Source organism: Pseudomonas sp. ANT_J12 (genome assembly GCF_008370045.1).
Taxonomy (GTDB): domain Bacteria; phylum Pseudomonadota; class Gammaproteobacteria; order Pseudomonadales; family Pseudomonadaceae; genus Aquipseudomonas.
Window position 1 is genome coordinate 1,197,558 of record NZ_VOBN01000001.1, and the last position, 10,406, is coordinate 1,207,963.

Below are 10,406 nucleotides of genomic sequence, written 5' to 3' on the forward strand. Positions count from 1 at the left end.
TTACGTCGTCAACCGATTGGCATATTAAGGGCTAAACTCAATGCCCTCCTCCAGCTCCAGCATCAACCCGCTCAGGCGTTTCACCTTGCGTTGCACCGCCTCTTCAAACACCCCGGCACGCGGTTCGATCAGGGTGAACCAGTCCTTGGCCCGGGTGATTCCGGTGTAGATCAATTCCTTGGTCAGGACCGGATTCAGGGCGTCCGGCAGGATCAACGCCGTGTGGGCAAATTCCGAGCCCTGGGACTTATGTACGGTCATCGCGTAGACCGTCTCGACATCATTGAGGCGACTCGGCAGCACAAATCGCACGCCGCCCTGACCGTCGTTACGCGGGAAGGCGACACGCAGCACCGGCTTGCCAGCCTCGGGCCCGTCGCGCTCCGGTAGCTTGAGCGCAATACCGATGTCGCCGTTCATCAAGCCCAGGCCGTAGTCGTTGCGGGTCATCAACACCGGTCGGCCTTCGTACCACTGCTGATCGCTGTCGATCAACCGGGCCTTGAGCAAGGCCTCGGTCACGCGCTGATTCAAACCCTCGACGCCCCAAGGCCCTTTGCGTACGGCGCACAATAACTGGAAGGTATCGAAAGCGTTCAGCACCTGCCGTGCCCACTCGGTCCAGCAAGGCTCATCGAGGCTGCTGCCGAGGGGTGGTCGCTGCGTGCGCAGCAGGCTCAGGTAATGTCGATAACCTTGTGGGCCGTCGTCGTGACCGTCGAGCAGTAAACGCTCCAGCGCTTTGTCCTGCTCACCTTTGAGGGACAAGGAAAATACGTCCTTAAAGCTGCGTTCGGCCAGCAGCTTGCGCGCTTCTTCGGGGTGTTGTTGATTGACCCATCGGGCCAACTGGCCAATGCCGCTGCCTTCGCCGAATCGACGCGAGTGACGCAGCATCACCACTTGCTGGGCCAACGGATGAGTGCCCTCGGTATCCTCGTGCAAACCGCTGGCTTCAAGGCTTTCGCCGCTGACGGCCTCCAGCCACTGGCGAGTCTGCGGACTGTACCAACCGGCCTCGGCATCGCGACACAAATCCCCCAGCACGGCCCCCGCTTCCACGGAGGCCAACTGGTCCTTGTCACCGAGCAGCACCAACCGCGCATGCGCGGGCAATGCGTCGAGCAGATTGGCCATCATCTCCAGGTCGATCATCGAGGCTTCGTCGACCACCAACACATCCAGCGGCAAGCGGTTACCGGCGTGGTGACGGAAATGTCGGGTGCCGGGGCGGCTGCCCAGCAGACGGTGCACGGTGGTGACGTCGGACGGAATTTTTGCCCGCACCGCTTCGGCAACGGTCAAGGTCTGGACTTGCTGGCTGATGGACTCTGTCAGCCTTGCCGCGGCCTTGCCGGTGGGCGCGGCCAGGCGAATACGTAGCGGTTTTCCCGCCTCCACGGCTGGCGCCTGAAGCAGTGCCAGCAAGCGCACGACCGTGGTGGTCTTGCCGGTCCCCGGCCCGCCAGTCACGATGCTGAACGCACTGCGGGTGGCGAGGGCACAGGCGAGTTTTTGCCAGTCGATCACCTCGCCAGGCCTGGCAGGGCCGAACAAACCGGTCAGGCGCTGGAACAAATCGCCGGGTGTTGCCTCGTGCTCCGACAGGCGTTGGCGCAACGCATTATCGATGCGGCGCTCGTAAGCCCAATAGCGGCGCAGATACAGGCGCTTTCCGGACAACACCAGTGGCCGATGCCGCGCGGCCTCACGACCATCGACCGCCAACGCCACCAGACTGCTGGAGGCCAGCACTTTGCACCAGTGAGCGCCGTCCAGCGCTTCAAGCAACTGCGACGGCAGCAACATCGCGCCACCTTGCACATCACCTTCTGGCGGCAGTGACAGGGCAAAGTCCGGCGCCTTGAGTGTCTCGAACAGATCCAGACACACATGACCGTGGCCGAGCTGGTGACTGGTCAACGCCGCCGCCAGCAAGACCAGCGGATCATCATCGGGGGCGAGTTCGTGGAGAAAGGCGACGAAGGCCTTGTCCAGGGCACGCAGCCAACCCCGTTCGACCCACCGGGTGAGTAGCAGCAAAAGATCATCAGCGCGGGTCAGCGGCGCCAGGTCCGTCAGGCTTTCATCCGCCAGTGGCGTGGGCAGCAAATCGGCAAAGGTGCGGCTCATAGCAGTACTCCCTGTTCCCAGGCGGGTTCGGCCTTGGGTTCCGGCTTGCCCTGGAACAGACGATCCAGACGCTCGATCAACTCCCGTGACGGACGGGCGAAATACACGCCCTGGCTGGCCGCTCGCGTACCGCGCAGGAACAGGTAAAGGGCGCCACCGATATGCCGGTCGTAATCGTAGTCAGGCAGTCGCGCCTTGAGCTGACGATGCAATGCCAGTAGGTACAACACGTATTGCAGGTCGTAGCGATTGTCGAGAATCGACTGCTCCATGGCTTGCTCGGTGTAGGCCGCGTCGTCGATGCCAAGCCAGTTGGATTTATAGTCGGCGACGTAATAGCGACCATCGTGTTCGAAGGTCAAGTCGATAAAACCCTTGAACATGCCATTGAGCATCACCGGCTCGGCGGCCACTCGGGCAACACCGTTGTGGGTGTATTGGCGCACCAGTTCATCGAGTTTGAGCACATCGACTTTATGGCTGGCGAACCAGAATTCCATCTCGACCCGGTATTGGACCAGTTGCTCGAACACGACCGGTGGCTGACCACCGCCAATGTGCAACGGGGATTTGAGCAGGTGCTGCAGCCAGTCGCTCAGCGTGACGATCCAGCCCTCCCAGCCACGACGATTGCAGCGACGGGCGACGGCGTCTTCCACCGCTTTTGGCGTTGCACTGAAGCCTTCGTCACCGGCCCATTCCAACAAACCATGGAGAAAGGTGCCGGGGTTCGGACCGCGAGGGAATCGGTGAATATCCGCGCCGCCGGTCATTACTTCCCGCGGGGCTTCGGGGTCGAGACGTTCATCGTCGAAGAGCTTTTGCGCTTGCGGGCTTTCCGGCGCCTCGTCAGTACCCACGCTCATGCTGTCGCCAATGCGCAGAGCGCTATAGGAGGCAATCCACCAGTTTTCACTGGCCTTGCGCTTGGGCACCAACGGTGCGAGCAACGTCGCTTCGTTACGCGGCGGATGGTAATGCTCGGTAGTCGCTTCGGGCATCTCTGCGTAGCTCAGCGCAGGACAATCCTGTTGCAGGTCTTCCAACCAACGCTTCAGACCGGCGGACTCGGGCAATATCGCACCGCCGCCCAACAGATAGCCCAAGGCCGACAAGTGCAGTACCGAGCTGTTGTTATTGCCGCGCTTGAGGTCGGTCACCCCGAGCCAGCAAGCATGTTGCGCGCGAGTCAGCGCAACATAGAGCAAGCGCAGATCCTCGGCCAGCCGCTCGTCGTCGGCCTGGGCGATCAACTCGGGCGTCGGCCTCAAAGTCACCTGCGCCTTGCCCGAGGCGTCGTGGTAGTGAAGCGGTAAGCGACTGCCATCCACCGGTTTCGCCGAGCAGATGAAAGGCAGAAACACCAGGGGATATTCCAGGCCCTTGGACTTGTGGATGGTCACAACTTTGACCAGTTGCTCGTCACTTTCCAGACGCAGGATCTGTTCTTCACCCGCCTGCCCGGACAACGCCAGGTGCTCGGATAAATGCCGGATCAGGGCTTGTTCGCCGTCGAGTTCGGCGGCGGCTTGTTGCAGCAGCTCGGACAGGTGCAGCAGGTTGGTCAATACACGCTCGCCGTCGCTACGGGTGATCAATGCCTGGGGCAACTGGAAGTCATGCAGCAAACGCCGGAGCATCGGCAGCACGCCCTGTTTGCGCCAGATCTCGCGATAACGACGGAACTGCATGACCCGCGCTTCCCAGGCCAGTTCGTCCTGGTTCAGTTGCTCGAGTTCAGTCAATGAGAGGTTCAGCGTGATGCAAGCCAGGGCGGCGCGCAGTGGACGCTCGACGTCCGGCTCGGCGCATGCCTTGAGCCAGGTCAGCAGGTCGTGGGCTTCCTGGGCGGCGAACACCGAGTCCTTGTCCGACAGATAAACGCTGCGCACACCGCGTGCAGAGAGTTCACCGCGCACGGCCTGGGCTTCTTTGCCGTCGCGCACCAGGATCGCGATGTCGGCCGGCAGCAGCCCCCGGAAATCTTTGCCGTCTTGTATAAACCCAGCGCGACCTTGTTGCCCACCGTTGAGCAACGCCGTGATTTCACTGGCGCAAGCAGCGGCCAGTTGTTGTCGGTACACCACACCGGACAGCGGCTGATCCGCGGACAGGTGCCAGATGTTCAGCGCCGGCACACCCTGGCCTTCAACCTGCAGAACCTCTTTACGACCTTGGGATTCGACGGGCAGGAACGGTACCGGATTGTCGCCGTTGCTCTCGCGAAAGAGGAATGCACCGCGCCCGGCTTCCCGCGACTCGGCACGCGCGAAAACATGGTTCACCGCATCGACCATGCCGTGACTGGAACGGAAGTTGGTGCCCAGCGTATGCAAGCGGCCGCTGGTGGCCTGACGGGCACGCAGGTAGGTGTAAATGTCGGCGCCGCGAAAGGCATAGATCGCTTGCTTCGGGTCGCCGATCAGGAACAACCCGCATTCGGGGTTGTTGTCTTCGATGCGATAAATGCTTTCGAAGATGCGGTATTGCACCGGGTCGGTGTCCTGGAATTCGTCGATCAACGCCACCGGGAACTGTTCGCGGATCAGGGTAGCCAGGCGTTCGCCGCCGTCGGACTGCAAGGCTGCATCGAGGCGCAGCAACATGTCATCGAAGCCCATTTCCGCGCGGCGACGCTTTTCCTCTTCGAACCGTGCGCCGACCCACTGGGCCGCGTGTTGCAGCACCGCAGCATCCGGCGTCGGCAAACCATCGAGACTGACCTTGAGGCCAGGCATCGCCTCCAAACCGGGATGACGCGGTGCTTCACCCTTCCAGGCTTCAGCCATGCCATCGGGAGTCAGGCGGGTGAAGCCGGTGCCGATGTCCAGTTGTTCAAGGGCCTCGTCTTCAGCCCAGGCTTTGATCTTTTCAAACCATGGTTCGAAGTAGCGTGCCTGCATCTTGCGCCCGTCGACGCTTTTGCTCGCCACGCCCTGGTGACAGATCGCCAGTAATTCGTCCGCCCATTGGCGCCAGGGCATCTTGAGTTCGAGCAGCGCTGTGCGTCGTTCGAGCAGGCACTCGGCAATCAGCTCAGCAGGCTCTTTTCCCTCGACACTGTCGCGCTCGCTGGCGAACAACCCTCGCACTCGCGGCAGCAACGCGGCGGGACCGCCCCAATTACCACGCACCCAGTTCAGCGCGTCGCCTTGCATCGGGTAACAGAACAGCCGCCAATAATCGCGCAGGACTTCGCCCAGCAGATCGCTGTGATCGGTTTCCAGGGTCTGGGTAAACAGGCTGCCACTGTCGAACGCGTGCTCACGCAACATGCGCTGGCACCAACTGTGGATGGTTGAGACTGCCGCTTCGTCCATCCATTGAGCGGCGATGTCCAGACGGTTTGCGCAGCCGGACCATTGCTCGGGAAGGAACTCGTCCCGCAACTCGGCTATCAGGCCATCGGGCGCCGGAATCTCATCCCGGAAGAACCTTGCCGCTTCGGCCAGGCGTGTGCGAATACGTTCGCGCAGTTCTTTGGTGGCGGCATCGGTAAAGGTCACGACGAGGATTTGCGGCGGCAACAACTCACGGCCAAACCCCGTCGACTCGCCACCGTGCCCAAGCACCAGACGCAAATAAAGTGCAGAGATGGTAAAGGTCTTGCCGGTCCCGGCGCTGGCTTCGATCAGTTGGCTGCCGCGCAGAGGAAAGGCCAGGGCCAGCGGTGTTTTGGTAGTCATGAGCGTGCGCCTTCGCTGGTCAGTGAACGCCAAGGCGCTTCTAGCAATGGCCGGTACAAAGCGTCGCACCAACCGGGGAAGGTTTCATCGGCAACCAGGCTGTCGTAGTCGGCGAATTGCCGGGCCAGTGCCGGACTTTCGCGTCGCTCGCCATCGGTGGTCTGGCCATCGCCTTCATAGGCTTTTCGCGCAGCGGCTTCGGCTTTGACCGGGTCGGTTTGACCGAGCCAGGCGAACGCGGTTTTCACTGCGATCGGCAGTGGTTGGCGCATGCCCGTTTGCCAGGCCAGCAGCAGGTTACCAAGGATCTGTAACGCGACCCCCTTCTCCAGAGGCTCAAGCAGCAGAGTGTCATCACTGGCTACCAGCGCTGTGGTCATCGCCAGACCGCTGGCGCACGCCACCAGGTGATTGACCCAGGGCCGCGTCAGTCGATGCCACTTGCGGGTCTTGATCGAGCCGATACTGTTGGGAATTGTGGTGACCGACAACATTCCCCCATCTGCGCGTTGATGCAGGCCACTGAGCCAACCTTCAAGGCGCAAGTCGTGTAATTCCAGATTCACCGGCAAAGCACTGGTCAGGGGCGTCGGCCACAGCGCCAGGAGCTGTTGATAACGTTGCAGCAAATCCGGCAGCGGCTCGATCAACTCTCGCTGCAGACATTCACCAAAACCGGCCATGGGCAGCAGGCCGCTGTTTTGCAGGCGTATGGCGTGAGCTTCCAACGCCTGATCAGAGTGATCCAGTTGACTCAGTGCCGCCTCAAGCAAACTGTCGCTGAGGCTGTAGCGTTGCAGTGCGTCGAGCACGAAAGGTTCTTCATCAGCCAAAGGGACTTCGGCCGCTTCAAAGAACACCTTGAGTCGCTGGCTGAAGAAATGTCGTACGGGATTGCGCAGGAAGTCCTGCAATTGTCCCAGTCCCAGTGGTTCATCCTGAATGTAGGGTTCCAGAATCTCGATATCAGCGGTTTGCTTGTTAGCTTGATGAAGCACCTGCCATTCGCTGGCGTAGCTGAACAATGCATCGCCTTCGTGGAAATAGCGGGCACTGAACGGTTGCAGGGGGTGTTCCTGGGTCATTTCTTCGAGCAGGTGTTCGTGTTCTTCATCGAGTCGCCAACCGCTGGCGAGGTGGTCGCGTAACTGCCCGATCAATACCGACGCCGGTCGCTCGCTGTTATCCCGAATGCTACGGCCTACCCAGCTGATATAGAGTTGATTGCGGGCGGACAGCAGCGCTTCCAGCAGCAGATAACGATCATCTTCACGCCGAGACCGATCACCGGGTCGGTAGTCACTGCCCATCAGGTCAAAATCCAGCGGCGGTTGTGCACGAGGGTAATCCCCGTCATTCATCCCGAGCAGGCAAACCAGTTTGAACGGGATCGCCCGCATCGGCATCAAGGTGCAGAAGTTGACTGCGCCGGCCAGAAAACGCTGGGACAAACGCCCCTGATCAAGACCGGCCAGCCACGCCTCGCGGACGACCGTCAGTGGCAACTCGTCCTGTAGCCCCACTGACTCGCAGGTATCGAGCCAGGTTTCGCGCAGCTCTTCGAGTTGAGCCAGCAAATAGTCGTCATGTTCGTTGCTGGCCTTGAAAAACAGCTGGACCAGCCCTTGCAAGCGTACTCCCCACTGTTTTGGCGGAGCCGGCTGCGTGAGTTCCTGATGCGCGATTTCCAGCGCGTCCAGCAGCGCAACCAAAGGACCGATGAGCGCGGCATCCAACCCGCCGATCTCATCATAGGGTTCGATGCCTTCGCAGGCACTGGCGCTGCCGACTGCATAACCGAGCAGCATCCGACGCAGGCCGAAACGCCAACTGTTTTGCTCCAGCTCTTGCGGCAGACCGAGGGCGGCTCGTTGTTCGGCATTCATTCCCCAGCGGATGCCGGCGCCTTCAATCCATCGGTGCAAGGTTGGCAGGTCGGGCTCTTCCACACCGAAGCGGGCACGCAGTGCGGGTACGTCCAGCAGATCGAGGATCTCGCTGACCGGGAAGCGACTGTCCGGCAGCTTGAGCAGGTGTTCGACAGCGATCAGCAGCGGGTCACGACCGCGCTGGCCCTGATCCGCCAGGGTGAAAGGAATAAAGCGCGGGTCGTTGCGTTCCAGTTGACCAAATACCGCGCGGATATGCGGAGCGTAACTGTCGATATCCGGGACCATCACGATCACGTCGCGAGGCCTCAGATCCGGACTGGCGCTGAAGCGTTCGAGCAGTTGGTCGTGAAGGATTTCCACTTCCCGCTGGGCGCTGTGGGCGATGTGAAAACGGATCGACTTGTCGGTCTGCAGATCAACAGCGGGCCAATGTTCACGGGTCTCGCTTAGGGGACGCAGCTCCAGGATGTCGTCCTGCAACTGATTAAGCATATTTTGTGGCTGGCTATCGCTGAACAGGTCGATGCGACCGTCGCGAAATGCCGAGCGATAGCTGCCGGGATCGTCGTAGCTGTCGAGCAGGTTGATGTAGTCCCGTCCCTGCTTGCCCCATGCAGCCAACAGGGGATGTGCATGCTGGTGAAGGGTTTGCGGATCGAGGACAACCGGCATACCGCTTTTGCGGGCTTGGCGCTTGTATTGATGCCGTAGAAGGTCTTTATCGGCGACGATGTCCGCCCAATGGTGACGACACGGGTTGTGAACACAAAGCAGCACCTGGCTGAATCGAGCCAGACCGGCGAGCGCTTCCAGTGCTTGAGCGGGCAGTGAAGAAATCCCGAAAACGATCACTCGGGAAGGTAATCCGGCAGGTGCCACGTCGAGACTGTTGATGCGTTCGATAAACCGTTGGTGAACACCGGCACGACTTTGCGCCATGCCTTGCTCCCCAACATCCAGTAGCAGCGCACGCCATAATTCTGCCTGCCAGCAATTGGCCGGGGTCAGGGCCTTGGCTTCGCCTCGACCATTGCGTAGTTGATGTCGGCCTTCAGCCCAGTCCTCAAGCCAATCGGCGCGGTACACCTGGTATTGGTCGAACAGATCCGCCAGACGCTCAGACAATTGATAGCGTTTGCGCAAATCGGCGTCGTGGGTCAGGAAGCGTTGCAAAGGTTCGAAATGGGGTTGGTCGATTAACTGCGGCAGCAGGCGCATCAGACGCCAGGTCAACGGCGCCTTATCGAGCAGGGATTTGACCGGAATTTCATCACGCCCCAGGACCATCCGATAGAGCTGCCACATGAAGCTACCCGGCAGTTGAACATCGATAGCAGCCGCGATGCCGCAGCCACCCATATCGTCGTCTTCAGGGTCTTCGGCCAGTGCAAGTTTCAGCCATTGAGCAATGCCGTTGCTCTGTACCAAGGCTATTTCATTTTCCAGGGGAGCCAGCGGGTAGTGCCGCATGACGCTGATCACCAGGCTACGCAGTTCATCCAGACTGTTGCTTTGAACCACCATAAAACCGGCATTGAGGGACGCGGCGTCCGACATAAAGGCTTCCTTGGGAAAATAGAAAAGCTAGGGCCGAACCTTAGCACTGTCGAGACACTGTGACAGCCGGGAGCCGTCCGAGAATGCTGTACGAACTTTCTTGCAGGCAAAAACAAAACCCCTACCTGCATACGCAGATAGGGGTTTCGGAATTTAATCTTGACGATGACCTACTCTCACATGGGGAAACCCCACACTACCATCGGCGATGCATCGTTTCACTGCTGAGTTCGGGATGGGATCAGGTGGTTCCAATGCTCTATGGTCGTCAAGAAATTCGGGTACTGAGTCGCGGCCAGCTGGCCTCGCTTCAGCAAATTGGGTATGTGATAGCTTTCGGTGTTTGTGAGTCTTTCGAACTTTCGGTTCGTTTCGTCTTCACACACCGCAATCTGCTCTTTCGACGCAAATTGCTTGGGTGTTATATGGTCAAGCCTCACGGGCAATTAGTATTGGTTAGCTCAACGCCTCACAGCGCTTACACACCCAACCTATCAACGTCGTAGTCTTCGACGGCCCTTCAGGGGACTCAAGGTCCCAGTGAGATCTCATCTTGAGGCTAGTTTCCCGCTTAGATGCTTTCAGCGGTTATCTATTCCGAACATAGCTACCCGGCAATGCCACTGGCGTGACAACCGGAACACCAGAGGTTCGTCCACTCCGGTCCTCTCGTACTAGGAGCAGCCCCTCTCAAATCTCAAACGTCCACGGCAGATAGGGACCGAACTGTCTCACGACGTTCTAAACCCAGCTCGCGTACCACTTTAAATGGCGAACAGCCATACCCTTGGGACCGGCTTCAGCCCCAGGATGTGATGAGCCGACATCGAGGTGCCAAACACCGCCGTCGATATGAACTCTTGGGCGGTATCAGCCTGTTATCCCCGGAGTACCTTTTATCCGTTGAGCGATGGCCCTTCCATACAGAACCACCGGATCACTAAGACCTACTTTCGTACCTGCTCGACGTGTCTGTCTCGCAGTCAAGCGCGCTTTTGCCTTTATACTCTACGACCGATTTCCGACCGGTCTGAGCGCACCTTCGTACTCCTCCGTTACTCTTTAGGAGGAGACCGCCCCAGTCAAACTACCCACCATACACTGTCCTCGATCCGGATAACGGACCTGAGTTAGAACC

The 10,406-nt window shown here is 59.7% G+C and carries 3 protein-coding genes and 2 rRNA genes; all 5 read right to left on the bottom strand.

Going from position 1 to position 10,406, the window contains the following annotated elements; genetic code table 11:
- Nucleotides 1-24: 24 nt before the first annotated feature.
- Entirely contained in the window at nt 25-2,133 is a 2,109-nt protein-coding gene (recD, locus tag FQ192_RS05800; protein ID WP_149657720.1) for an exodeoxyribonuclease V subunit alpha, read from the bottom strand.
- Nucleotides 2,130-5,819 carry an exodeoxyribonuclease V subunit beta gene (gene recB / locus FQ192_RS05805; RefSeq protein ID WP_149657721.1) on the bottom strand — a complete coding sequence of 1,230 codons (3,690 nt, stop codon included), beginning with the start codon at nt 5,817-5,819 and terminating at the stop codon, nt 2,130-2,132. The genes recD and recB overlap by 4 nt, the downstream gene beginning before the upstream one ends.
- Nucleotides 5,816-9,268 (bottom strand): exodeoxyribonuclease V subunit gamma, encoded by a 3,453-nt coding sequence (gene recC, locus FQ192_RS05810; protein WP_149657722.1) that lies wholly within the window; start codon nt 9,266-9,268, stop codon nt 5,816-5,818. The genes recB and recC overlap by 4 nt, the downstream gene beginning before the upstream one ends.
- A 157-nt stretch (nt 9,269-9,425) precedes the next feature.
- Nucleotides 9,426-9,541: ribosomal RNA gene (gene rrf / locus FQ192_RS05815) — 5S ribosomal RNA — on the bottom strand.
- Nucleotides 9,542-9,693: 152 nt separating this feature from the next.
- Nucleotides 9,694-10,406: ribosomal RNA gene (locus FQ192_RS05820) — 23S ribosomal RNA — on the bottom strand; the annotation flags it as partial.